The sequence below is a fragment of the Streptomyces tamarix genome, assembly GCF_032423885.1.
Lineage (GTDB): Bacteria > Actinomycetota > Actinomycetes > Streptomycetales > Streptomycetaceae > Streptomyces > Streptomyces tamarix.
Genome location: NZ_JAWCTQ010000041.1, coordinates 48,905 through 73,766 on the forward strand (window position 1 = coordinate 48,905; position 24,862 = coordinate 73,766).

Here is a 24,862-nt window from a genome sequence, read left to right on the forward strand (position 1 = left end):
CCGAGGCCGTCATGGGGGACGAGTCCCGCACCGTGGCCCGCCGCCTCCAGGAATCCGGAGTCCACGTCACCACCCACTTCTACCGGGGTACGCACAGTCCGCAGGGTGGCGGGTGCGCAGCAGGAGCGCGGCGATGTCGTCGGTGTGCCGGCCGGTGGGCAGGGCACGTCGGACGAGGTTGTCGATGAGGCGGTCCAGGGGCTGGTCGCAGGCGTCCGCGAGGTGCCGGGCGAGCGTGGTGACGGCCCGTGCGATGTCGGTGCCGGGGGTCTCGACGAGACCGTCGGTGTAGAGCGCGAGAGTGGTCCCCGGCGGCAGCGGCAGCGTGGTGATGGGGAAGGGCGCGTCCACCCCGATGCCCAGCAGGGGGCCGGGTTCGGCGTCGACCACACGGCCGCGGGGGTGGTCGCGCGGGTGGTGCAGGATCGCCGGCAGGTGTCCGGCGCTGGCCAGGCGGATGCTCCCGCGTGCGAGGTCGAGATGGGCGTAGAGGCAGGAGACGAACAGTTCGGAGTCGAAGTCGGCCAGGACGCGGTTGGTGCGGCTGAGGACCTCGGCCGGGTCCGCGCCGGTGGTCGCATGGGCGTGGAGGGCCGTGCGCACCTGCCCCATGAGGGCGGCGGCGGTGGCGTTGTGGCCTTGTACGTCACCGATGATCGCGGCAGCGGTGGTGTCGGTGAGGCGGATGAGGTCGTAGAAGTCGCCTCCGATCTCCATTCCGTGCGTCGCGGGGAGATAGCGTGCGGCGACGTCCAGCCCGTCGAAGCGGGGGAGGACGTGCGGCAGCAGCGCCTGTTGCAGATCGTGCGCGAGGTCGTGTTTGGCGTCGTAGAGGCGGGCGCGGTCCAGGGCCTGGGCGATGAGGCCGGCGAGCGAGGTGAGGGCGGCGCGGTCGCCGGCGGTGAAGGCGTGCGGGTGGTCGTAGGACAGGATCAGGCAGCCGACCGGTCGGCCTCGGGTGACCAGGGGGAGGAGCGCCCAGGCTTCCTCCACGCCGAGCGGGGCCGCCGGCGGCTGCGCCCGCGCCATCTCGACGGGGTCGGTGAAGAACTCCGGGACGCCGGTGGCCAGGGCGTGACCGGCGGGCGTGAGACCGGTGTCCAGGGGGAGGCCGTCGAGGCGCTCGACGACTCTGGCGTGGTAGCCGCGGTGCCCGGTGCCCTTGAGGCGGCCGGCGTCCGCCGCGGAGAGGAACACGCCCTGGGCTCCGAAGGCCGGCATGACCTGGTCGGTGACCAGGTCGATGACGTCCCGTACGCTCACGGTCTCGGTCAGCGCGGCGGCGAGGTGCAGCAACTGGTGGATCCGGCCCGCGGCACCCTGCCGGGTCTCGGGTCCGGCCGCGGCCGGCGGCGGTGCGAGAGCCCGGGTGCCGGTGGGCCGCGGCGGCTGTCCGCCCCCGCCGCTCGGGGTGATCAGGACGCTGATGCCGCTGTCGTCGGGATAGAGCCGGAAGTCGAGCCACCGGTCGGGCGGACGCAGAACGGTGTAGGCGACCGGTTCGCGGCTGAGTACGGCGGTGCGGTACTGGTCCTCGACGTCGGGGTCGTCCAGCCAGGGCAGCGACCTCCACGGCAGGGTCCCCAGGAGCCGGCCGGTGGCGCGGCCCAGGAGATCGGCGGCGGCCGTGTTGACGTACGTGACGCGGCCTTCCAGGTCCAGCGCCACGGTGCCGACGGGCAGGCGCTCGACGAGGTCCGCGGCGGCGAGCGCCGACTGCTCCAGGCCCACGTCCGTACGGTCGAGGTGGAGGAAACGCGGTTCCTCCGGGACGGCCGGCTGCCGGGCGCCTTCGTCCAGCAGACGGCCGATGCGCCGTGCGCTGGAGACGAGGTGGCCGCGCTCCCGGCGGGTCAGCGCCGCGGGGCGGGTGGCCGGCCACAGCAGCAGCAGAGCACCCCAGCACTGCCGGACGCCGTCGAGCGGCGCGACCGCCATGGCGAACCGGTAGGGCAGGGCCGCCGCGGTGCGCGGGTACATCCGGGCCATGTCGTCCTGTCCGCCCACCCACACCAGGCGGTCCTCGCGCACGGCGTCGGAAACCGGGCCGACGGTCGCCAGCGGCACCCGCCGCCACGGCGCGGCGACCACCGGCGACACACCGCACATCACCACCAGGTGCAGCACCGGCTCGTCACCGGACAGCACGTACACGCCCCCGGCGGAGGCACCGGTACGGCGTACGACCGCGGCGAGGGCCCCGTCCGGGCGGGCGGCGCCCCGGGGCCGTTCCACGTTTCCGGTCAGTGGTCCCACCTCACAGGCCGGTTCAGCGACGATCCGGGGAACGGCTGTGCGGGACCGTGCTCGGCTCCAGCGGAGGCTGCGGCCGGCGGTACGGCGGCCTCCTGTGCGCCGGGGTGCTGCGGGCGACTCCCCACACGATCACCAAAAACCGTCCGGCCGCCGACGATCGCACCCCGCCGACGGCTTGGGCCGGGCGACGGCAGCGTCCCACCTCATGCGCTCCATACAACCCCATAGGGGAACAATGTGCCCGATGTGATGTTCCGCCTCCCCACCGGCGCGCGGGACCTCCGCCGCGTCTTCGCCGAGCCCCGCCGCCGGCTGCCCGCGGGGCTTCAGCGACCGGTGGGCGGGAGCGGCACCCCGGCCAGTGGCGCGGCCCGGGTGGTGTCGTGCGCGGTGGGCCCCAGCCATTCGCACAGGAGGATGGTGGCGTCGTCCTGGAGGCGGCCGTCGTGGTGGTCGAGGTGCGCGCGCATGAGGCGGCGCAGGGTCTCGGGGACGGACAGGCCGTCGGCGTGGTGGCGGACGAGGAAGTCGGTGAAGCGGGCGAGTCCGAATTCCTGACCACCGGAGGTGCGGGCTTCGGTGATCCCGTCGGTGTAGAAGACGACGTGGTCGCCGGGTTCGAGTTGTTCCCGACACAGCTTGGTGGGCAGGCCGAGGCCGGTTCCCATGGGGTGCGAGGGATCGCAGCGCAACTGGGTGACCCAGCGTCCGCCGCGGATGACGACCGGTGGATGGTGACCACGGTTCACCCAGGTCAGCACCCCGGTGGAGGTGTCGAGATCGGCCAGGATGCCGGTGGCGTAGCGGGTGGGGCCGAATTGTTCGACGAGGACCCTCTCGACGGCCTCGCCGAGGTCGGCGAGGCCCGTGCCCTGTCGGCGGTGGTTGCGACAGGCGCCCACGGCGAGGTTGGCGGTCAGGCCGGCCGCGGTGTCGTGCCCCATGGCGTCGAAGATCGACAGGTGGAGGACGTCACCGGCGGTGGCGTAGTCGAAGGCGTCACCGCTCACCTGGTAGGCCGGTTCCATCACCGCGCCGATGACCACACGGCCGTCGGCGTAGGTGCGCGGCGGCATGAGCTGCCACTGCATCTCCGCCGCCACGTTCATCGGCTTGACACGGATCAGGCGGGCGTAGGAGTCGCTCGTGTCCCGGCTGCCGACCACGAGCATCGCCACCAGCGACGCCAGGGAGAGGATGTCCTCGCGCGTCTGCTCGTCGTCCCCTTCGGACGTCATGTGCAGGACGCCGAGCCGTTCGGTGCCGTCCAGCAGCGGCACCCACCACCGGTGGACGCCGTCTTCTGCGCCGGAGGCGGGCAGGATCTGGCCGTACTGGTACGCCCGTCCCGCCACGGTCCCCTCGATGGGCAGCTCCGCCTCGTGCCCGGAGGGCGTCTGCCCGGCGTCGAGGCCGTGCCCGGTCAGCAGGCGCACCACGTCGCGCTGGAGGTCGCCCAGGTAGATCAGCACCTCGCCGAAGCCGGCCGCCGCCGCGTGCTCGGACACCTGCGAGGGCACGAGCTCGAAACGCGTCAGATGGCTCGCGGTCAGAAGATCCGTGAGCATCCGCCGAACCCTTTGGTCGCGATCCGCCACGGCGGTCCCATCTCCGTCAGCCCCGGCGGGAACCGGTCGGTCCCTGTTCCCAGTGTGCTCCTCGCCCGCCGAATCCTCGCGGCGCCCGCCCGCCGCCGCGCCTTCCGCGCGGAGGGAGCGGCGTCCGAGCGGACCGCCCCGGCCGGCTTCCCGCGTCCGACGGGCCGGGGCTTCGGCCGGACAGCCGGGTGGACCGTCGGTACGACGCGGGGGCGGCCTCCGTGCCGCGCCCCGGCGGCGGGGATCAGCGGCCCGGGTCCTCCTCGCGCCGGGGAGGTTCGGGCTCGGGCGGCCTGGGAGGCCGGGAGCCGAGGATCTCGGCGGTGACGTCGGCCAGGGTCCGCCCCGTACGAAAGGCGCGGGCGCGCACGAGCGCCAGGGCGTCCTCGACGCCCAGCCCCCTGTGCGAGGCCACCATGCCGATGGCGCGGTGGGTGTCGAACCAGTGGGCGCGGACCTGCTCCGCGGGCTCCCAGGCCGGGGCCTCCTTCCCGGAGAACAGCCGCGTGCGGACCGGCAGGAGAGCGGTCGCGACGGCGTCGGCCACCTCCAGCCCCTGCTCCACCGCGTCCTCGGGCAGGGCGTCGCGCCGGAGGTACAGCAGGTCCATGCTGCCGAGCACGTAGTCGCCGAAGTACACCGGGAAGGCGTACACGGCCCGCACCTGCGGCAGCTTCTCCCGCATGCTCGCCCCGAACAGGGGCCACGGCGTGGGCGTGTGTTCCAGGTCGTTCACGACCACCGGCTCGCCGTCGGCCGCGGCGCTGACGCAGGGGCCCTCCACCACGGTGAACTGGATCTCCTCCAGCAGCAGCGCCGTGGAGTCCGAGGCGGCGAGCAGTTGGCGGGCCGGCGTGTCGGTCAGCAGCGAGAGCGTCGCCCCGTCGGCCCCGAGCCCCTCGCACACCGCGGCGCACAGGCGTCGCGGAAGCTCCTCCGGCGGGGCGTCCGCGGCGGCCTTCGCGACCAGGCGTGCCGGGGACCTGTCGTCGGCCGTCATCCGCTGCTCCGGGAGGTGGTGGCCGCTCCCGTGCACCCGCCGGGACATGCTCGGCGGGCACACGGGAGCGGCACGGTGTGGTGATCGACTGCCATGTGCCGCGCATACCCCCGGGACCCGGGACGAGTCGCCTCCCCGGCGGCCGGAGAGCACGGTTTCTTCTGTGACGGAAGGGGCACAGGGTGCGCATGTGTGCTTATCGCCCTCCCCTTGCCGACCGCACCGCCGCCCTGCTGCTGGAGGGGTACGCCTGGCTCCCGGACCGGATGCGCCGCGCCGCGGGCCCCGTCGTCCGCGCCCGTGTGGCGGGCCGGCACGCGGTGGCCCTCCGGGGGCCGGACGCCGTGCGGTTCTTCTACGACGAGCGGCACGTACGCCGCCACGAGGCCGTCCCCGAACCGGTGCGCAGCACCCTCTTCGGCCACGGGGCCGTCCACACGCTGGACGGCGAGGCGCATCGCGTCCGCAAGGCGATGTTCCTCTCCCTCCTCACCCCTGCGGCCCGCGTCGCCGGCCTCGTCGAGGACGTCACCGCGGCCTGGGACGAGGCCGTCGCGTCGTGGAGCGGACGACCGGACGTGGTCCTGTTCGACGAGGCGGCACGCGTGCTCACCACCGGGGTGTGCCGCTGGGCCGGCGTCCCGCTGGAGCCCTCCCGGGCGCAGGCCGTCTCCCGGGACCTGGTGGCGATGGTCGACGGCTTCGCCACGCCGGGACCCCGCCACTGGCGTGCCCGCAGGGCGCGCCGCCGGTGCGAGACGTGGCTGTCGGAACTGGTGGACGAGGTGCGCGCCGGCTCCTTCGGCGCCCCGCGGGACTCCGTCCTCGCCACGGTGGCGCACCACCGCGACGCCGACGGCCGCCGCTTGGACGCCCGTACGGCCGCGGTGGAACTGCTCAACGTCCTCCGGCCGACCGTCGCGGTCGCGTGGTTCGTCGCGTTCGCCGGGCACGCCCTGCACCGCTGGCCCGAGAACCGCAAGCGGCTCCGCGCCGGCGACCCGGCGCACGCCACGGCCTTCGCCCACGAGGTGCGCCGCTTCTACCCCTTCGCCCCCTTCACCGGTGGGCGGGCAGCCGCCGACCTGTCCTGGAAGGGGCGGCGCGTCCCCGCCGGCGGACTCGTGCTGCTCGACCTGTACGGCCAGAACCACGACGCCGGGTTGTGGGAAGCCCCGTACTCCTTCCGGCCCGAACGATTCCTCGAGAAGCCGCCGGGGCGCGACGAGTTGGTGCCCCAGGGCGGCGGCGACCCCGCCACCGGCCACCGGTGCCCCGGCGAAGCCGTCACCGTCGCGCTGCTGGAAGCCCTCTCCCTACGACTCGCCCGGCTGGAGTACGACGTGCCGCCGCAGGACCTCACCATCCCCCTGCGGCGCATCCCGACCCGGCCCCGCAGCGGCTTCCGCATCACCCAGGTGCGCCCCGCCACGGCATGACGACATGACGGCACGAGGCGCACTGCCCGGCACCTCGCGCCACGGGCACGGCCTTTGCCCGATCAGCCGGTCGAACGGGGCTGGGCCGGGTTCTCCGGAGTACCGTGCGACGGCGGATTCATCGGGGGCCCCGTCGTCTCGGGGGACACGGGCGACCCGCCCCGGGCCGCGGGCGCCTGCTCGGGCGCGTACGCCCGGGGCGAACCGCCGGACGGCTCCGCGCCCTCCTCCAGCTCGCGCAGCCGGGCGCGCATCGCCTCGACGACGGGCAGCCGGTTTCCGTGCGCCTCCTCGTAGGCGAGCACAGTGAGCAGCTCGTCCCGGGTCAGCGTGCGGATGCGGTGCTGCACGCCGCCGAGCGGAAGGTGGTCGTAGTCCGGCAGCGGCAGCTCGTCATGGCCCACCGCGGGCGTGTTCGAGTGCGACTCGTCGGTCATCGGTGCTCCCCTTTCCACGGTTCTCACGGTTCTCACGGGTTTCACGGAGCGGTGCCGGAGCGGCGGCGACACCCCCGGCACCGCGGTACGTGCCGCCGTCCTCGGACAGGCGCACCGGCCGCGGGGCGCCCCGGTCGCGCTGCCGCAGCGGCACGGCCCCCCGACGACTACCCATACCCGACGGATCGACACGGAGCGGACGTTCCGTGGTGGGGACCCGCCATGCGGGCCGCGCCGACCACGGGCCGCGCCGACCACGGGCCGAGCGCGTACCGCGGCGGTGGCCCGAACATCAGGGGGCGGTCAGACGAACACCCTCGGGAGGGGCGCACTTCCGTCACCGCGCCGCACACCGTCCACCCCTCAGGTCGGGGCCCTCACCGGGGCACAACAGCCGCCCGAGACCGGACAGCCGGACCCTGCCGGGTGCCGGGCCGCGGTCCCGCGCAGGGGCGCGTTCCACGGGTCCACCCGCCCCGGGCCGCTCTCCGGTCACAGTCCGCCCCTTCGGTCACAGCCCGCCCCTCCGGTCACAGCCCGCCCCTCCGGTCACAGCCCGCCCCTCCGGTCACAGTCCGTCCTCCGGTCACAGTCCCCCTCCGGCCACGGACCGCCGCCGCGGCGCTCACCGCGCCGGAAGGGAGCAGAGCCGCACCCGGTGGGACGGTCCCGGGCGGCGACCGCTGCGACCCCGCCGACCAGCGGGCCCTCCTCCCGTCCGAAGACCCGGCCGTGGCCGCCGCCGCCGGGACGGGACGGTCGGCGCGGGGCCGCTCCGATCCGGCCCTTCCGTCCCGGCCTCCTCCTCGCACGAGTTGCCGATCCGACCGGGCAGCCGCACGATGGCCACAAGGAGAAGCGAACGGCGACACTCCGTGAGGCAGGACCACACGGCACGTCCGAGGGCGACGTACTCTTGATCGACCCGCTCGCAGTTTCCGGCCCCGCTCGCCCTCTTTCGCGATCACGGGGAGGCCGGAGAGGTCTGGGAGGCCGGCCATGGTGTACTTCGTGAACTCCCCCGAACGCTTGGTGCCCGACGCGCTCGCCGGATTCGCCCGTGTGCACGCGGACCTCGTGCTCCACGACGAGGCGGGCGGTTTCCTCCACGCGCGGTACCCGGCTCCCAACCGCCGGGTGGGGATCGTCTCGGGCGGCGGATCCGGACACGAGCCGCTGCACCTCGGCTTCATCGGCACGGGCATGCTGGACGCCGTCTGCCCGGGCCGGCTGATGGCCTCGCCGCACAACCGCCAGGTGCTCGAAGCCTCCCGCGCGGTGGCGCGCGCCGAGGGCGTGCTCCACCTGGTCAAGAACTACACGGGCGACCGCATCAATTTCGGCATCGCCGCCGAACGGCTCGCCCACGAGGGCATCGCCTGCGCACGGGTCCTGATCGACGACGACCTGGCGTCGGACTCGGACGAGTCCGACGCGGGCCGCCGGGGCACCGGGGCCACCGTCCTGGTGGAGAAAGTGCTCGGCGCCGCCGCCGACACCGGGCTGGGACTGCGCGAACTGGCCGAGCTCGGCGCCGAACTGGTCGGTCGCTGCCGCAGTCTCGCGGTCGCCTCGGCCGCGCACACGTCGCCGGCCACCGGCCGCCCCGCCTTCGACGTCGCTGACGGGGAGCTGGAGTACGGCGTCGGCATCCACGGCGAACGGGCCAGCCGCACGGTGTCCCGGCCGCCGCTGGACGAGTTGGTCACGGAGATGACGGAGGCGCTGCTGGCGTCGCTCGGGCCGGCCCCGGGCGAGTCGGTCATCGCTCTGGTCAACGGACTCGGCGGGGTGACCCGCCTCGAGCTGTACGGGGTGGCGCGGGAGCTCGCGTCGCGGCTGGACCGGCACAAGCTGGTGCTCGAACGCATCCTGGTCGGGGACTTCGTCACCGCGCTGGACATGCGCGGTTTCACGCTCACCCTCATGAGGGCGGACACCGAGACGGTCAAGTGGTTCGACGCGCCGGCACACACGCCCGCGTGGCCCCGTTGACCAGAGGGCGGCAGGAGGTGGTGCAGATGCTGGACCGCTACGCACCGGAGGACGACGCCACGTACACGGGGACGGCCTTCACCGAGAGCTGGATGCGGAGGTTCGCGGCTTCGGTCCGAGCCACCGAGCCCCAGCTCACCGCGCTCGATCAGCGGGTGGGTGACGGTGATTTCGGGACGAACCTCATGGCGGGGCTGGACGCGACCGTGGCCGCGCTGGACAAGGCGGCGGGGTCGGCCGCCACCGGGCGGGCCGCCCGCGCCGGCGAACCACTCCAGACGGCCGCCACCGCCTTCCTGGACGGGGTGGGCGGTACCAGCGGCCCCCTCTTCGGGCTGCTGCTCGAAGAACTGGCGGTCGCGGCTGCCGTTCCCGTGCTGGACGTGGCCGTCCTGCGGTCCGGTCTCACCAACGGACTCGCCGCCATACGGCGGGTGGGTGAGGCGAGGCCGGGGGACAAGACACTGGTCGACGCCCTCTGCCCGGCGTGCGAGGCGCTGCGGGTGTGCCCGGTGGAGGCCGGACCCCGAGCGGCCCTGGCCCATGCGTCGCGCGCCGCATGGGAAGGGGTGCGCGGTACGGCGCGGCTACGCGCGCGCCGGGGTCGGGCCAGCTACGTCGGCGGGCGGGCCACCGGCGTTCCCGACCCGGGGGCGGTGGGCATCGGGCTGCTCCTCTCGTCGGCGGGCGGAACGGTCACCGCGCTGGCGCCGCTCCTGGCCGATCCGGAGGCGGCCGAAGCGGAGTGAACCGGTGGCACCCGCCCCGGTGGGCCCCACCGTTCCGAACCGGCCCCTGTCCGGTCGGCGGGACCGGCGATCGCCCCGCTCAGCGGGTCGGGGCCGGGAGCACGGCCTCGTCCGGCGGGGACGCCGAGGCGGGCAGGGACGTCGCGGTCCGGAGCGGCGCCCGCTCGGCGGCCCATCCGCTGATCCTCGGATCGTCCAGCGCCTCGACCCACAGGTCGGTCAGGGCGATGGTCTCTTCGCCCGGCCAGGGGCCGACGCCCAGGACCCGCATGCCGGCCCGGGTGGCGGCGAGAATCCCGCAGTGGGTGTCCTCGACCGCCAGGGTGTCGGCCGGGTCGGCCCCGCAGTGTCGGGCGGCCGTCCGGTAGAGGTCCGGGTGGGGCTTGGGCCGGGCCGTGCCGTCCGGTACCACCACGGCGCGGAAGTGGGGGAGCAGTCCGGCGGTGCCCAGGCACGATTCCACCACCTCGCGAGGGCAGTTGCTGGCAACGGCCAGGGGGGCGAAGGCGGCGGTCGCCTCGACCAGTTCGCGGGCGCCGGGCATGGTCACCGGGTGGTCGGAGACCAGCGCGAGGAAGTGGTGGAGCAGCCGTTGCGCGAGGTCCCGGCCCAGTTCGGGGCGGCCGCCCTCGTCGGCCATGAGCTGCCCGCACTCGGTGTAGTGCAGGCCCTTGGCCCGTTCCGCGAAGCCCGCCGTGAGGCGGAGCCCCACGTCGTCGCAGGCGCGCTGCCGGGCGTCCACCCAGTGGCGTTCGGTGTCCATCAGGGTCCCGTCGCAGTCGAAGACGACGGCCGCCGGGGTCCAGGAAAGGATGCGGTGAAGCGACATCTGCTGTTTTCCGTTCGGGTGTGAGCCGCGAGTACCGCGAACCGGTGCGTGACGTCGGGCGACCCGATGGAACGGGTTGCGTCGTCAGAAGTCCGGCGTGCGCGGCCGGGCGGCGAGAGGGGTTCCCGGCAGGGCGAGCGGCGCCGTACGGCCACGTGCGTCCGTACAACGAGCCCCACCAGGGAACATAACGATCGTTACGTTAAGTTTTGTTACGCAATGGAGTCAAGGAAAAGCATGGGGTTACACCCGGAGGGGTGAGTGGTAGTGCAGAACGCCGAAGGCGCAGCACTTCCCGTTCTGGTCGAACCGGAAGGCGCAGGTGCGGTGGTGCGGCGCGCAGACCACGCGTGCGGCCGGGGTGAACTCGGTGAAGCGCAGGGCCGTCAGCCGGGCCCCGGTCACCCGGAGCAGCGCGCCGCCGCTCGCCAGCGCGGCGGCCTGCCGCGCCGCCTCCAGCAGCACCATCCCGGGGACGTGGTCGGTGGCGTGGTCGAAGAAGAAGGGGTGCTGGGGATCGGCCGCGTCCACCACCACCTCCCACCGGTCTCCTCCCACCCCTGCGTCCCGCCCGCGCCGCTCGCCGATCCCCACCACCACGTCCCGGGGAAGGGCGACGCCGAGCGCTGACGGTTCGGGGCGGCGCCTCCCGGTCGACGCCCGAGGCGGCTGGACGTCGGCCAGCGGCCCGCGCAGGACGGCGTACTGGTCGGCGGGGAAGAAGCGCGCCCCGCCCCCGGCCCGGGCGAACACCGCCCCGCCGGCCAGGAAGTCCACGTGCAGTCGCAGCCCGGTGGCGATGCCGTCCGGACCGGTGTGCAGCCGGGTGAGCCGCACTCGGCAGGTGACCTCGGTGGCCCCGTGGTGGACCCTGGGCTGTGCCGCGGGTCCCGTGGTGAAGAACAGGTCGGTGATGAGCAGCCGGGCGTCGACGGGCACGCCGAAGTACCGCAGGGGAATGAAGATGCCGAGCTGGCGGAGTGTTTCCACCACCATCAGCGGATGGTGCACGGCCGGGCCGTCGACCGGGAACGTCGGATGCGACCGGGGCCAGCACGCGGCCGCCGCGAAATTCACCTCGTCCATGCGGAGCACGTCGGTGAGGAGAACCTCCGCCACGGAGATCCGATGCACCAGTTCCCTGGGGACGGTACGCGACCAGCTCAGGGCCCGCAGCTTTCCGGGGGCGCTACGGATTCGAGCATTCATTCCCTCAGCACATCGCAGTTCGCGGCCTTTCGCACACCGGCTCGTTACTCCGAACCGCATCCAGGCACTACATTGCGTGGTATCAGCGGTGAAGGACGCGAAACTCGGAGAAGGTTGCGACGAGTGCAGGCGAAAACGACACGGCGGGCCCTGCTGGAAACCGCGGCACAATTGTTCGATGAGCGGGGTTATGCCGGAACCAGCATCAGCGACATCAGCGCGCTCTCAGGTCGTACCAGCGGGGCCATTTACTTCCACTACGCCAGCAAGGAGAAACTCGCCCTGGCGGTCATCGAAGAACTGTTCGCCTCCTGGCCGGAGATGATCAGCCGCCACCGGTCCACCGACCGCCCGGCCCTGGAGAAACTGGTCGCTCTCAGCTTCACCGTCGCCCGCGCCTTCCGCGACGACGTGGTGGTCCGGGCCGGTTCCCGCCTCTGGATGGAGCGCAAGGCCATCGCCGCCCCGCTGCCCACCCCCTTCGCGGCGTGGATCGAGGTGGTCGCCGAACTCCTCGCCGAGGCGCGCGCGGGCGGCGAGCTGGCGGCCGGGGTCGACACCTTGACCGCCGCGCACAGCGTGGTCTGCGCCTTCTTCGGCCTCCACACGATCTCCGACGCCATGGACGGCCGTGAGCACATCGAGGAGCGCCTCCACGAGCTGTGGCTGCTGCTGCTCGGCGCCCTCCAGGCGGAGCCGGACCCGGCGGGCCTGCTCGGCCGGGTGCAGGCCGACCAGCCGCCCGCCGTACCGGGCCGGCCACTGCCCGGCCAGTCCACGTCCGAGCCGGCCGACGCGGACCCCTCGCGGCTCTGACCCCGTCGCCGGACGGGGAGGCGCCGAAACGGTGGTCGTCCTCCGGGGCGACCGGGGACCGTCGCGACCCGGCACGGACCGCGCGCGGGGCCGCTGTCCGGGGCCGCGCGGCCGTGACGGGCCGCGCGGCAGCGGAGCGGAGGGGGCCGGAGCCGGACCCGACCCGCGCGAACGGCTCCGGGCCCCGCCGGCGCGGGGCGGCGCGCTCCGGGAACCGTCCGGTGTCCCGCAGCACGGTGGTGGGGTTGCGGTGGCGGGCACGGCACTCCGCGTACCCGAAGTACGCGCGTTCCCGCGCCCGGTGACGCCGGGCCTGCCGCGGTCGTGGGCGTGCGGGGGTGGGCGGGGCGGTCGCCGGGGACGCGCCGCCGGCCCTCACGGGGACGCGGCGACGGCCGGCGCCGCCGAGGCAGCCACGGCGCTCCCCCCGTCGTCACGCGCGCCTTCCGGACGGGCCGGCTCCGAGCCGGCCGGGGCGCCGGTCGGAGAGAGAAACTCTCGCCGCACGCGGCGGAGGAGTCGACACGGGCCGGGTGCGGGACCGCAGGCCGCCGGCGGGAGACACGGGAACGGCCGCGCCCGCCCGAGCCTCCCCCGCAGGTCGGTTTGCGGTCTGTGCGAGCCGCGTCGACGCCCGGGCGGCCATTGACCTCGGTAGAGCCCCCTCGTTAGCCTCCGCTGGAAACGATCTGTCACTTCTCCGGGAAGGCTCCGCCCCCAAGGGCGGCCACCGGGCACCGGGCACGCGCGGACAGGCGGACCGTGACACCCGCGTCGACCCCACCCGCCTCGGGCCGGCACGGCAGATCCGCCCCGCCCGCTGACCAGTGAAAGGACCCGATGAGGGTGTCGAGCGTGCCCAAGGCGAGCACCACCACCGTCAACAACCCCGTGATCCCCGGATTCCACCCGGACCCGAGCGTCTGCCGGGTGGGCGAGGACTACTACCTCGCCTGTTCCAGCTTCGAGTACTTCCCCGGCGTCCCCCTCTTCCACAGCCGGGACCTGGTGCACTGGACCCAGATCGGCAACGCGCTCGACCGCCCGGGCCAACTGCGCCTGCCGCCCGGCACACCGTCCTCGGGCGGCATCTACGCACCCACGCTGCGCCACCACGACGGCCTCTTCTGGCTGATCGTCACGAACGTGAGCGGCGACGGCAACCTGCTGTTCACGGCCACCGACCCGGCCGGCCCCTGGTCCGACCCGATCCGGCTGGCCGGGGTGCGCGGCATCGACCCGGACCTCGCCTGGGACGACGACGGCACCTGCTGGTGCACCACCGCGGGCGTCGAACAGGTCCGCATCGACCCCCGCACCGGGGAGACGCTCGGCCCGCCGCGCCGGATCTGGTCCGGCACCCCCGGTGCCAAGGCCCCGGAAGCACCGCACCTGTACCGGATCGGCGACTACTGGTACCTGCTCATCGCCGAGGGCGGCACCGAGCGGTGCCACGGCGTCTCGATCGCCCGCGGACGCACGCCGACGGGGCCCTTCGAGCCGTGCCCGGCCAACCCGATCCTGACCCACCGGGGCACCGACCACCCCATCCAGAACACCGGCCACGCGGACCTGGTGCAGGCGCCCGACGGCTCGTGGTGGATGGTGCTGCTCGGAGTGCGGCCGTATGGCGGCACGCCCGGCTGGCACGTACTGGGCCGGGAGACGTTCCTGGTACCCGTCGAGTGGGTCGACGGCTGGCCGGTCGTCGGCGAACTGTCGCCCGCCATGCCCGCGCCCCCGTGGGACCTCCACCCCAACGCCACCGCGCCGGGCCGGGACGACTTCGACCCGGACGACGGCGACCTGGCCCCGTACTGGATCTCGCTACGGCACCGCCCCCCGGAGGACTGCACCACCGGGGAACGGCCCGGCTGGCTGACCCTGCACGCCCGCGGCGGATCACTCGACGACCCCGGCGTGACGTTCGTCGGCCGGCGTCAGCAGCACCCGGCCTGCCGGGTGCGGGCCCTGGTCGACCCGGGGGAAGGCCGCGGCGGCCTGGCCGTCCACCTCGACGAGCGGCACCACTACGACATCGAGGCGGCAGCCGGCGAAGTGCGCGTGCGGGCCCGTATCGGCCCGCTGGACAGCGCGGTGGCGTCCCGGCCGACACCCGCCGGGCCCGTGGTCCTCCGCATCGAGGTGACGCCCGCACACACCGTGGACGACGCGCGCACCGGCCCCGACACCGTCGCGATCGGCATCGAGGAACGGGACGGCACGTTCACCGAACTCGCGTCGCTGGACGGCCGGTACCTTTCCACGGAGGTCGCGGGCGGCTTCACCGGCCGGGTCATCGGCATGTTCGCCTCGGCCGGCTCCGTCCACTTCGACTGGTACGACTACGAGCCGCTCGGGCACTGAGCGGGGCCCCGGGCCGACCGCGGACCGCGTCCGCCGCTCCGGCGGCGAACGGGACGTGCCCGGCGGTGGAGAACCGGCGACCGCCGAACAGGCCGGCCGTCCCGGCGCACGGGACCCGCGGACCGGTTCGCGCCACTCGCGCTCATCGACGGCGTGTGGCCTGTCCACGTACCGGCGTACGGTGTGTCCTGTCGTGTTGACGCGCCGCACGCGGCGGCGTACGGGGGACGGGGGAGATGGCGATGCAGCGGGTGTCCGGAAGCCTGGCGGAGCGGCTGAACTCCGCCCGGGACAGGGCGTTCGTCGGACGGTCGGCGGAACTGGCGCGTTTCCGGGCCGCGTTGCGGCAGGAGCCGGGCGCGGGCGCCGTCCTCTACGTGCACGGTCCCGGAGGGGTCGGCAAGTCGGCGCTGCTGAGGCGGTTCGCCGACGAGGCCCGCGGCGCGGCACGCGTCGTCGTCGAGGTCGACGGACGGCTCATCGACCCCTCACCGCTCGGCTTCGAGGCCGAGGCCGCCAAGGCGGCAGGCGCGACGCCCGGGGACGGCGTCGTCCTCCTCGTCGACGCGTTCGAGCGCTGCCAGGGGCTGGAGGGGTGGCTGCGGGACCGGTTCCTGCCGCACCTGCCCGAGCGGGCCGTCGTCGTGATCGCGGGCCGCCTCCCGCCGAGTACGGCGTGGACGGTCGACCTCGCCTGGAGCGAGGCCCTGGAGGTCCTGCCGCTGGCACCGCTGGACCCGGACGCCTCCGCCGCCCTGCTGGAGCGCCGGGGCGTGTCCGCCGCCCTCCACGAACCGGTGCTGTCCTTCGCCGGCGGCCACCCCCTGGCGCTGACCCTCGCGGCATCGGTCGCCGTCAGCGACGCCGGCCCGCGGGCGACCTGGGAGCCCACCCCGGACGTCATCACCGCCCTGCTCGCCACCCTGGTCGGAGACCTGCCCTCCCCGGTGCACCGGGCCGCCCTGGAGACGGCCGCCCACACGATGACGACGACCGAGGGGCTGCTGAAGGCGGTGATCGGCGAGGAGGACGCCGGGCCGATGTTCGCCTGGCTGCGCGGCCTGCCGTTCGCCCAGTACGGCCGCCGCGGCCTCTTCCTCCACGATCTCGTCCGCGAGGTCCTCGACCGGGACCTGCGCTGGCGCGACCCCCAGGGCTACGAGCAGATGCACCGCCGGGCCGGGCACCACCTGCTCGCCCAGGTCCGCACGTCGTCCGGTGCCGAGGTGATGAGCGCGGTGCGAGCGCTCACGTACCTCAAGCGGTACGGCCCGATGGCGCCCTACTTCCAGGACCTGGACGAGGAGGGGGACGTCTACGAGGACACCCTGCGGCCCGAGGACCACGAGACCCTGGTGAGGATGGCCGAGGAGGTCGAGGGCGAGCGGTCCGCCCGTATCGTGCGGCACTGGCTTGTGCACCAGCCCTCGGCGTTCCTGGTGTACCGGCGGACCGACACGGGCGGGACCGTCGCCTTCATGACCTGGCTGCGGCTGTCCAGGCGGGGCGAGGAGGCCGACGCCGACCCGGTCGTGGCGGAGGCGTGGGAGCACGTCGAGCGCCGTGCTCCGCTGCGCCCGGGCGAGCACTTCCTCCTGTGCCGCTTCATGGTGGATCCGGAGACGTACGGCGGGATATCCCACGTCGGCCACCTCATGCAACTGCGCATCTGCGTCGACTGGATCAGGTCCCAGGGGCTGGGCTGGTCCTTCGTCCTCAGCCCCGACGCCGCGCTGTGGTCCCCGCTGATGTCCCACCTCGGGCACCGGCCGGTGTTCGAGGTGCCGTGGGACCGGGGGCGCCTGTTCACGATGTTCGCGTGCGACTGGCGGGTCACCCCCTTGGAGATCTGGTTCGACCGCACCCAACCGGGAGCCCTCTCCGACACACCCGTGGCCCCGGCCGCCGACAGGCCGGCCGAGGAGACCCTCGCACGAGCCGACTTCGACCAGGCGGTCCGCGACGCCCTGCGCGCCCTGCACCACCCCGACGACCTGCGCTCCAACCCCCTGCTGGCCTGCCGGACGGTCGCCGTCGAGGCCGAGTACGGGAACACGGACCCGGTGGACTCGCTCAGGCGCCTGATCACCGAGACGGTCGAAGCGCTGCTCGACGAACCGCGGGGGGCCAAAGCGCACCGGGCGGTGGCGACGACCTTTCTGGAGCGGCCCCGCACCCAGGAGGCGTCCGCGCAGCGGCTCGGCATCCCCTACAGCACGTACCGGCGGCACCTCGCGCAGGGGATGGAGCGGGTGTGCGAGCTGCTGTGGCGGAGGGAGCGGAGCGGAGCGCCCTCCACGTGACCGGGCGGGAGCGGGCGACGAACCGGCGGCGGCCGGGCTGACCCCCCTCGTCGAGGCGGTGATCGGGGCGGTGCGCGGGGGCCGCACCCGGCCCCGCACCCCCGCGTCGTCGCCCGCCCCGGCCTGCCCGTCGGGGTGTTCCGCGCCCGTTGCCCCCGTCGAGGCCCCGCGGAGCCCCCGCACCCCGGCCCGTGTCCCCGCGGGCCCGCCTCCCGTACAGTGGGGGTGGGCCGTGACTGGCGCTTGGGTGGAGTACCACCGGGGAGCGGCCCGGCGGTCACCGCCTCCTGCCGCGCGCCTGGGCGATCAGCACCCACGTTCCTGTCGACGCCCAGGAGGACCCGTGTCCACGACCGCAAGCGCCCGCCTCATGGACGGCAGCGGCCTCGCCCGCCGCCTCGTCGAGGAGACCGCCGCCCGCGCCGCCGACCTCACCCGCCGCACCGGCGCGCAGCCGTGCCTCGCGACCGTCCTCGTCGGCGAGGACCCCGCCTCCGTCACGTACGTGCGGATGAAGCGCGCCCGTTGCGAGAAGGCCGGCATCCGCTCGCACCACGTCGAGCTGCCCGCCACGATCACCACCGAGGAGCTCGTCGCCACCCTGCGGGCCCTCTCGGAGGACCCGGACGTGCACGGCATCCTCCTCCAGCACCCGGTCGGCCGGCACATCGACGAGCGCGCCGCGTTCGAGGCGATCGCCCCGGAGAAGGACGTCGACGGCGTCACCACCAGCTCCTTCGCCTCGATGAGCTTCGGCCTGCCCGGTTTCGTCTCCTGCACGCCCGGCGGCATCATGCGGCTGCTCGACGCGTACGACGTCGACCCCGCCGGCAAGCGGGCCGTCGTCGTCGGCCGCAGCGCCATCCTGGGCAAGCCCGCCGGGATGCTGCTGCTCGCCCGGAACGCCACGGTGACGTACTGCCACTCGTACACCCCCGCCGCCGATCTGTCGGCCGCCGTGCGGGAGGCGGACATCGTGATCGCCGCCGTGGGCCGCGCCCGCTTCATCAAGGGCGAGGACATCAAGCCGGGCGCCGTCGTCGTCGACGCGGGCTACAACGAGGGCAACGTCGGCGACGTCGACTTCGAGGCCGCCGCGGAGCGCGCCGGGCTCATCACCCCGGTCCCCGGCGGTGTCGGCCCCATGACCATCGCCACCCTGCTGGCGCAGACGGTCGACGCCGCCGAGCGGCAGCTCGGGGCCACCGCCGCCTGACCGCGGCACCGGGGCGGTACGGGACGACGGCCGCTCCTGGCGGGCGGCCGTTCCCGGCGGACGACGGCCGTGCCCGCTCGGCGCGGCCGTCGTCCGCCGTCCCGTCACCCCGCGTCGTCCCCCTCCAGCAGGGCGGCCAGCACCGTGCCCGGGTCGCGGCCCGCCGGACCGGCGGGCGCCCACCGGCCCTGTTCGCGCCGGTACGGCCACCAGCGGCCGTCCCGACCGAGCCGCACCTGCACGTCGCCTCCCGGTCCGGCCCAACGCGCGCCGCCCAGCGCCCGCAGCACGGGACGCCCGCCGTCCTCCCCGGCAGCCGCGACGAGCGCCTCGGCGCGGGCCGCCGACGCGGGCTCCGGCACCCACTCCTCCTCCAGCACCGCGAGGGCCGCCGCGCCACCGAACCGCCACGCCCGTACGGCGAGGTCCATGTCCACCGGGCCCCGCCCCGTCCCCGCCGCGAGCCGCGCCACGACCCCGGGCACGGGCACGGGCACCGCGGCGGTCGCGGCGAGCCGGACGGCGTCCTGAGCCACCGTCAGCGGCGCGTCGCCCAACCCCCCGCCGGGTCCCCGGCCGGTTCCCCCGCCGGGGGAGTCCGCACCGGCCAGCACCTCCGCCAGCATCCGCCGCGCCCGCCACGCCGCGTCGGCGGCCAGCAGCTCCAGTCCCGACGGGTCCACGTCCGCCCCGGGATCCGTCTCCGCGTCCAGCGACGGCGGCCCGCCCGGCTGCTCGGGGGCGGGCGGCGGCGACGGCAGCGCGGGCAGGATGCCGCCCGTCGCGAACGCCTCGTCGGCCCGTACGCCCTCCGGCTCCGCCACCGCCTCCTCCGCACCGGCCCGTGCCGTGCCGCGCGCCGTCAGCTCCTCCAGCAGCCGCCGTTCGCCGCGCCCGCGCACCAGGAGCAGCACGAACGGATCCCGGTCGAGCAGCCGAGCCACCTCGTAGCAGAGGGCCGCCGTGTGCGGACAGTGGTCCCACGCCCCGCACGCGCACTCCGCGTCCAGGTCGCCCAGGCCCGGCAGCAGATCGACCCCGGCCGCCGCGGCGTCCTCGACCAGGTGCGGCGGCATGTCCCGGTCGAGCAGCGCGGCGACGTGCCCGGCCCGCTCCACCGCCGTCTCCAGGAACCGGTCCCACTCCGCGTCCGGCAGCTCCTGCACCAGCACGTCGGCCCGGTACGCGGTGCCGTCCCGGTCCTTGACGACCGCCGTGACCCGCCCGGGGCGCACCGTCACGGCACCCACCGCGCCGGCGCGCGCCCGTGCGCGGCCCTTCTTCAGCTGCTGACCGTCGAGCGCCGTGTCCTCCAGGGCCTTCAGCCACGCCCGGCCCCACCAGGTCTCCGCGAAGCCGCGCCCGGGGGCGGGCGGCAGGGCGTCGAAGGTCGTCTCGTCCTCGTAGGCACCGCTCATCGTCCGCGCCCTCCGTCCGTCCCGCCCGTGGCGTCCGTCCCGCCGTGCCCCGCGGAGCTGCTTCCGTCGTATCCGCCGGGCCCGTCGTCCGCGTCGTATCCGCCGTCCGTCGCGCGCAGCCGCACCAGTTCCGCCAGTTCGGCGTCGGACAGCTCCGTGAGGGCCGCCTCCCCGGCGCCGCCCAGTACCGAGTCCGCCAGCCGCCGCTTGCGCGCCAGCATGTCCGCGATGCGGTCCTCGACCGTGCCCTCGGCGATCAGCCGGTGCACCTGCACGGGCCGCGTCTGCCCGATCCGGTACGCCCGGTCGGTGGCCTGCGCCTCCACGGCCGGGTTCCACCAGCGGTCGTAGTGCACGACGTGCTCCGCGCGCGTGAGGTTCAGCCCCGTGCCCGCCGCCTTCAGCGACAGCAGGAACACCGGCACCTCGCCGTCCTGGAATCGGCGCACCATCGCCTCGCGCTCCGCGACCGGCGTGCCGCCGTGCAGCAGTTGCGCCCGTACGCCCCGAGCGGCGAGGTGGTCCTGGAGCAGCCGGGCCATGCGCACGTACTGGGTGAAGACCAGCACGCCCGCGCCTTCGGCGAGGATCGTGTCGAGGAGCTCGTCCAGCAGTTCCAGCTTGCCGGAGCGCCCCGCGAGCCGCGGCGCGCCCTCCTCCTTCAGGTACTGCGCGGGGTGGTTGCAGATCTGCTTCAGCGCGTTCAGCAGCGTGACGACCAGGCCGCGCCGCTCCATGCCGTCCGCCCCGGCGATCGCGGTGAGCGTCTCGCGCACCACCGCCTCGTACAGACCGGCCTGTTCCTTCGTCAGGGCCACCGCGCGGTCCGTCTCCGTCTTCGGAGGCAGTTCCGGCGCGATCCCCGGGTCGGACTTGCGGCGGCGCAGCAGGAACGGCCGGACCAGCCGGGACAGCCGCTCGGCCGCCGCCGGGTCGGCACCGCCCTCGACGGCCTGCGCGTACCGGCCGCGGAACGTGCCGAGGCGGCCGAGCAGCCCGGGCGTCGTCCAGTCGAGGATCGCCCACAGCTCGGAGAGGTTGTTCTCCACCGGCGTGCCGGTCAGCGCGACGCGCGCCCGCGCGCCGATGGCGCGCAGCTGCCGGGCGGTCGCCGAGTAGGGGTTCTTGACGTGCTGCGCCTCGTCCGCGGCGACCATGCCCCAGTCCACGCGCGCGAGGCGCTCGGCGTCGAGCCGCATCGTCCCGTACGTGGTGAGCACGAAGCCGCCGGTGACGCCGTCCAGGTCGCGGCGGGGCCCGTGGAAGCGGCGCACGGGGGTGCCGGGCGCGAACTTCTCGATCTCCCGCTGCCAGTTGCCCATCAGCGACGTGGGGCAGACGACGAGCGTCGGCCCGGCGGCTGCCGGATCGGTCTGCCGGTGCAGGTGGAGCGCGATGAGGGTGATGGTCTTGCCGAGGCCCATGTCGTCGGCGAGGCAGGCGCCGAGCCCGAGGGACGTCATGCGGTGCAGCCAGTTCAGGCCGCGCAGTTGGTAGTCGCGCAGGGTCGCGGCGAGCCCGACCGGCAGGCCGATCTCCTGGTGGCCGCCCTCCGGGTCCGCGAGCCGGTCCCGCAGCTCCCGCAGCCATCCCGACGCCTCGACGACGACCGGCCGCCCGCCCACCTCGGTCGTGCCCGCCAGTACGGCACCGAGCGCCTCCACGGGGGTGATCCCGCGGTCCCGCTGCTCGCGGGCGCGCCGTACCTCCTCGGGGTCGACCAGCACCCACTGGTCGCGCAGCCGCACCAGGGGCCGGCCGGCCTCGGCGATCCGGTCCAGCTCGGCGCGGTCGACGGACCGCCCGCCCAGGGCGAAGCGCCAGTCGAAGGCCAGCAGCGCGTCGACGGACAGGAACGACGGCAGTGCGGAGTCCCGCCCGTACGGGCCGCCGCCCCCTTCGCCGTGCGCGGGCCCGACGACGGCCTTCGCGGTCAGTGTCCGCGCCAGGCTCTTGGGCCAGTGCACCTGGACACCGGAGTGCGCGAGCGCCCTCCCAGCCCCGCCCAGCAGTTCGGCGACCTCCTCGTCGGCCAGTTCCAGGGCGTCCGGTACGGCCGTCGACAGCAGCGGCGACAGGGCGGGCCACACGCGCGCGGCGCGGCGCAGCGCGAGCAGCGCGTCCCGGCGGGCCGACGCCCCGAACGCCGCGCCCGCGGCACCCGACCACACGTGCGCGGCGTCCGCGACGAGCGCGGCGTCACCGGCGTGGTGCACCTGCGGCACGGCGCGGAAGACGGGGCCGCCCGCGCCGGTGCCGGCGACGGCGGTCTCGTCGGTGGCGGCGTCGCCGTCCAGGCCCGTCACCTCGATCCGCAGGGAGAGCCGTACGCCCGCGTCGTGCCCGGCCGCCACGTCGGCGGCCCACTCGCGCAGCCCCGGCACGTGCTGCGGCCCGTCCTCCGCGAACGGCGCGCCGCCCGCGGCGAGCGGGGCCGCGGGGGTGCGGGGCAGTACGTCCGCCACCGCGTCCAGGAACGCGCGCAACAGCGCCTCGGGGTCGGGCAGGAGCACCGCCCCGTCGGCGGCCGCGCCGACGGGCACGGCGTGGGCGGTGGGCGGCATCGACGCGGCGAGCGTCCGCAGCCGCTCGAGGTCCTCGGGGGCGAGCGGTCCGGCCCGCCACGCGTCGTGCCCCGCCTCGGTCACACCGGGCAGCAGCCGGCCGCGGGCGACGACGTGGAGGGCGAGCAGGGCGGCCGCTCCCCAGAAGGCGCAGGACGGCGACGGGTCGGTGACGGACCCGGCACCCGTCCGCGCCAGCAGCGGAAGGGCGTCGCGTACAGGCAGGCAGAGGGCCGTCACGCGCCGGGGGAGGGCGTCGTCGGCGACGACGTCCACCTCCTCGACGGTGCCGGGGCCGGATCGCTCGGGCAGCGGTTCGCCGTCGGGCGCCCAGAAGGCGACGCGGCCGGTGCGCGCGGGGTCGGCGGACAGGAAGACGGTGGAGCAGCGGGCGAGGCCGGAGAGAGTGGGGTCCCAGTGCACAGTGCTGTTGCAGTCCTCAAATTTGACTAGCTGAATGCAGAAGGGCCGAGAGTACAGGACGCGACAGTCGGAAGAACGCGTTCCGTGCGTGAGCCGGCTCACAGAGGCGTTCCGGGGGTGGCGCGGGCACCACCCCGCCCGAGGGGGTGGCCCCCACCCGGACCGGGTGCTGCCGCCATGGTCCGGGACGCCGCTCCGTCCGTAGGCTCATGGCACGACGCCGCCCGGCGCAACGGCCCTCCAGGCCACCACACCCGCGAGGCCGGCGCCCCCCGCCCGCATCCCTGCCGTACCCTCGGCCCACAGACCGGAGACAGCCATGCCACAGGCCACCGCCGCCCCGCCGGAGCGGATCTCGGCCCCCGTCCGCGGGGGCGGCAGCGAGTTCACCCCCCTCCTGCGCGCGGTCCGGGAGCAGGGGCTCCTGGAACGGCGTCCCGGCTGGTACGCCGCAGGGATCACCGTCAACCTCCTCGCCCTCGCCGCCGTCGCCACCGCGCTCGCCCTCTTCGGGGACTCGCCCTGGGCGCTGCTGCTCGCCGTGCCGCTGGCCGTGTTCTCCGCGCGCGCCGGCTTCGTCGCCCACGACGCCGGGCACGCGCAGATAGCCTCCCGGCGCCGCGCCAACCACCTGCTCCAGATCGTGCACGCCAACCTGCTCCTCGGCATGAGCCAGGAGTGGTGGAACGACAAGCACAACCGGCACCACGCGAACCCGAACCACGTCGACAAGGACCCGGACGTCGCCCCGGACGTCCTGGTGTTCGCCCGCCACCAGGCGGGTGGCCGCAGCGGCCTGCGCGGCTGGCTCACCCGCCACCAGGCGTGGCTGTTCTTCCCCCTCACCACCCTCGAAGGGCTCGCCCTCAAGGTGTACGGCTTCCAGGCGGTGTTCTCGGCGCGCGGGCGGCGCGGCACGCGGCGGGAGCGCGTCGCCGAGGGCGGTCTCCTCCTCGCCCACGTCACCGGCTACGCCGCGCTGCTGCTCGCCACGATGCCCCTGGGACGGGCGCTGGTCTTCGCGGCCGTCCACCAGATGCTCCTCGGGCTGCACCTGGGCCTGGCGTTCGCGCCCAACCACAAGGGCATGGCGATGCCCGGCGAGGACGGCGCCGCCGAGGACTGGGGCCACCTGCGCAAACAGGTCCTCACCTCGCGCAACATCCGCGGCAGCGCCGTCACCGACTGGCTGCTGGGCGGCTTGAACTACCAGATCGAGCACCACCTGTTCCCCAGCATGCCGAGGCCGCACCTCCGCCTGGCGCGGCCCCTGGTCCGCGCGCACTGCCGGGCGCTCGGCATCCCGTACACGGAGACGGGCGCGGTCGACTCGTACCGGCAGGTGCTCGGCCACCTGCACGCGGTCGGCGAACCGCTGCGCGCCGCCGCCTGAGCGGCGCCCCCTGTTCGTACGACGGCCGGAACCGTGCCGGGCCGCCGGGCGTTCACCCGGTAGGCAGCCGAGAAGGAGGCGTCCATGTCGACGAGAACCAAGATCGTGATCGGGGGAGTGGCCGTCGGGCTGCTGCTGATGCCCCTGATCGGCTTCTGGATGTCCCTGCTGGTCGTGGTGGGCGTGCCCGCCCTCGCGTATCTGGCCCTCGACCCCGGCCAGCGGCGCCGGCTGCGGCGGGTGGCCGCGCGGCGGGAGATCGGCCGCTGAGCCAGGGCGGCGGCCGGGCGGGGCCGCGACGCCCCCGCGGTGGGCGCGGCCCGCGGCGCGGCACGCCGTGCGCGGCTCGGCGGAAGGCCCTACGTCCGGCGCCCGATGCGCCAGCGCCTCCGGCTCCGTAGGTTCGCCCCATGCCCGCAGACGCCACCGCGCACATCCGCATCGCCCGCCCGTCCCTCGACCTCGACGCCGCCGCACGCTTCTGGACCTCCGGGCTGGGACTCAGCGAGCTCTGGCGCCACCGGGGGGACGGCGCACCGGGCGACCACAGCCTGCTGATGGTCGGCTGGCCCGACGCCGGCTGGCACCTGGAACTGGTCCACGACCCGACCGCGGCCGTGGCCCCGCGGCCGACCCCGGAGGACCTGTTGGTCGTCTACCTCGACGGCCCGGTCCCGGACGCCCTGGTGGCCCGCCTCGAACAGCACGGCGGTCGGCGCGTCCCGGCCCACAATCCGTACTGGGACCGCTGGGGCGTCACCGTCGAGGACCCGGACGGCTACCGCCTGGTGCTGTCCACCCGGCGCTGGTCCAACACGTCCGACACACCCGCCACGGGTTCCTAGGGGGA

General features: G+C 74.9%; 18 protein-coding genes and 1 riboswitch. Of the genes, 10 read left to right on the top strand and 8 right to left on the bottom strand.

Annotated elements, in window-relative coordinates; all coding sequences use genetic code 11:
• Positions 1 to 66: 66 nt before the first annotated feature.
• The 3 genes from RND61_RS25735 to RND61_RS25745 all read right to left on the bottom strand — a co-directional run bounded on the left by RND61_RS25735 (position 67) and on the right by RND61_RS25745 (position 4,854).
• Positions 67 to 2,235 carry a SpoIIE family protein phosphatase gene (locus RND61_RS25735; protein WP_315880481.1) on the bottom strand — a complete coding sequence of 723 codons (2,169 nt, stop codon included), beginning with the start codon at positions 2,233 to 2,235 and terminating at the stop codon, positions 67 to 69.
• A gap of 347 nt (positions 2,236 to 2,582) precedes the next feature.
• Entirely contained in the window at positions 2,583 to 3,824 is a 1,242-nt protein-coding gene (locus tag RND61_RS25740) for a PP2C family protein-serine/threonine phosphatase (RefSeq protein ID WP_315880482.1), read from the bottom strand.
• Between the two features lie 274 nt (positions 3,825 to 4,098).
• On the bottom strand, positions 4,099 to 4,854 hold the full coding sequence (locus tag RND61_RS25745; RefSeq protein WP_315880483.1) for a GAF and ANTAR domain-containing protein: 756 nt from the start codon (positions 4,852 to 4,854) through the stop codon (positions 4,099 to 4,101).
• Between the two features lie 188 nt (positions 4,855 to 5,042).
• On the opposite strand from RND61_RS25745, the gene RND61_RS25750 reads away from it, so the two are divergent.
• Complete coding sequence (locus RND61_RS25750) at positions 5,043 to 6,293, top strand: cytochrome P450 (protein WP_315880484.1); 1,251 nt, start codon at positions 5,043 to 5,045, stop codon at positions 6,291 to 6,293.
• Positions 6,294 to 6,355: 62 nt separating this feature from the next.
• Here RND61_RS25750 and RND61_RS25755 read toward each other — a convergent pair whose 3' ends face one another.
• Positions 6,356 to 6,730, bottom strand: coding sequence for a hypothetical protein (locus tag RND61_RS25755; RefSeq protein ID WP_315880485.1), 375 nt, complete (start codon positions 6,728 to 6,730; stop codon positions 6,356 to 6,358).
• 999 nt (positions 6,731 to 7,729) lie between these two features.
• Here RND61_RS25755 and RND61_RS25760 point away from each other — a divergent pair.
• Together RND61_RS25760 and RND61_RS25765 are read left to right on the top strand one after the other, a co-directional pair.
• Positions 7,730 to 8,725, top strand: a complete 996-nt coding sequence (locus RND61_RS25760; protein ID WP_315880486.1) for a dihydroxyacetone kinase subunit DhaK — start codon at positions 7,730 to 7,732, stop codon at positions 8,723 to 8,725.
• Positions 8,726 to 8,751: 26 nt separating this feature from the next.
• Positions 8,752 to 9,474 (top strand): DAK2 domain-containing protein, encoded by a 723-nt coding sequence (locus RND61_RS25765; RefSeq protein ID WP_391654147.1) that lies wholly within the window; start codon positions 8,752 to 8,754, stop codon positions 9,472 to 9,474.
• Positions 9,475 to 9,553: 79 nt separating this feature from the next.
• On the opposite strand, the gene RND61_RS25770 is transcribed toward RND61_RS25765, so the two are convergent.
• Both RND61_RS25770 and RND61_RS25775 read right to left on the bottom strand, forming a co-directional pair.
• Positions 9,554 to 10,303, bottom strand: a complete 750-nt coding sequence (locus RND61_RS25770; protein WP_315880487.1) for an HAD family hydrolase — start codon at positions 10,301 to 10,303, stop codon at positions 9,554 to 9,556.
• 243 nt (positions 10,304 to 10,546) lie between these two features.
• Positions 10,547 to 11,512, bottom strand: coding sequence for a ScbA/BarX family gamma-butyrolactone biosynthesis protein (locus RND61_RS25775; protein ID WP_315880488.1), 966 nt, complete (start codon positions 11,510 to 11,512; stop codon positions 10,547 to 10,549).
• Between the two features lie 123 nt (positions 11,513 to 11,635).
• Between RND61_RS25775 and RND61_RS25780 the strand changes: the two genes are divergently transcribed.
• The 4 genes from RND61_RS25780 to RND61_RS25795 all read left to right on the top strand — a co-directional run bounded on the left by RND61_RS25780 (position 11,636) and on the right by RND61_RS25795 (position 18,214).
• Positions 11,636 to 12,328, top strand: a complete 693-nt coding sequence (locus RND61_RS25780; protein WP_315880489.1) for a ScbR family autoregulator-binding transcription factor — start codon at positions 11,636 to 11,638, stop codon at positions 12,326 to 12,328.
• A gap of 840 nt (positions 12,329 to 13,168) precedes the next feature.
• The gene (locus RND61_RS25785) at positions 13,169 to 14,695 is read left to right on the top strand and encodes a glycoside hydrolase family 43 protein (RefSeq protein WP_315880490.1); all 1,527 of its coding nucleotides are present in this window, start codon (positions 13,169 to 13,171) and stop codon (positions 14,693 to 14,695) included.
• Positions 14,696 to 14,937: 242 nt separating this feature from the next.
• On the top strand, positions 14,938 to 16,998 hold the full coding sequence (locus RND61_RS25790) for an AAA family ATPase (RefSeq protein ID WP_315880491.1): 2,061 nt from the start codon (positions 14,938 to 14,940) through the stop codon (positions 16,996 to 16,998).
• Between the two features lie 222 nt (positions 16,999 to 17,220).
• Positions 17,221 to 17,309: riboswitch (ZMP/ZTP riboswitch) on the top strand.
• A 59-nt stretch (positions 17,310 to 17,368) separates the two neighbouring features.
• Entirely contained in the window at positions 17,369 to 18,214 is an 846-nt protein-coding gene (locus RND61_RS25795; protein WP_315880500.1) for a bifunctional 5,10-methylenetetrahydrofolate dehydrogenase/5,10-methenyltetrahydrofolate cyclohydrolase, read from the top strand.
• 104 nt (positions 18,215 to 18,318) lie between these two features.
• On the opposite strand, the gene RND61_RS25800 is transcribed toward RND61_RS25795, so the two are convergent.
• Together RND61_RS25800 and RND61_RS25805 are read right to left on the bottom strand one after the other, a co-directional pair.
• A complete protein-coding gene (locus tag RND61_RS25800; protein WP_391654144.1) occupies positions 18,319 to 19,632 on the bottom strand; it encodes an SWIM zinc finger family protein in 1,314 nt (437 codons plus the stop codon).
• The gene (locus RND61_RS25805; protein ID WP_315880492.1) at positions 19,629 to 22,619 is read right to left on the bottom strand and encodes a DEAD/DEAH box helicase; all 2,991 of its coding nucleotides are present in this window, start codon (positions 22,617 to 22,619) and stop codon (positions 19,629 to 19,631) included. The genes RND61_RS25800 and RND61_RS25805 overlap by 4 nt, the downstream gene beginning before the upstream one ends.
• A gap of 319 nt (positions 22,620 to 22,938) precedes the next feature.
• Between RND61_RS25805 and RND61_RS25810 the strand changes: the two genes are divergently transcribed.
• The 3 genes from RND61_RS25810 (at position 22,939) to RND61_RS25820 (ending at position 24,857) form a co-directional block, all read left to right on the top strand.
• Positions 22,939 to 24,012: an acyl-CoA desaturase gene (locus tag RND61_RS25810; RefSeq protein ID WP_315880493.1), complete on the top strand. Its 1,074-nt coding sequence runs from the start codon at positions 22,939 to 22,941 to the stop codon at positions 24,010 to 24,012.
• 84 nt (positions 24,013 to 24,096) lie between these two features.
• Positions 24,097 to 24,282: a hypothetical protein gene (locus tag RND61_RS25815; protein WP_315880494.1), complete on the top strand. Its 186-nt coding sequence runs from the start codon at positions 24,097 to 24,099 to the stop codon at positions 24,280 to 24,282.
• 140 nt (positions 24,283 to 24,422) lie between these two features.
• Positions 24,423 to 24,857: a VOC family protein gene (locus tag RND61_RS25820; protein WP_315880495.1), complete on the top strand. Its 435-nt coding sequence runs from the start codon at positions 24,423 to 24,425 to the stop codon at positions 24,855 to 24,857.
• Positions 24,858 to 24,862: the final 5 nt, after the last annotated feature.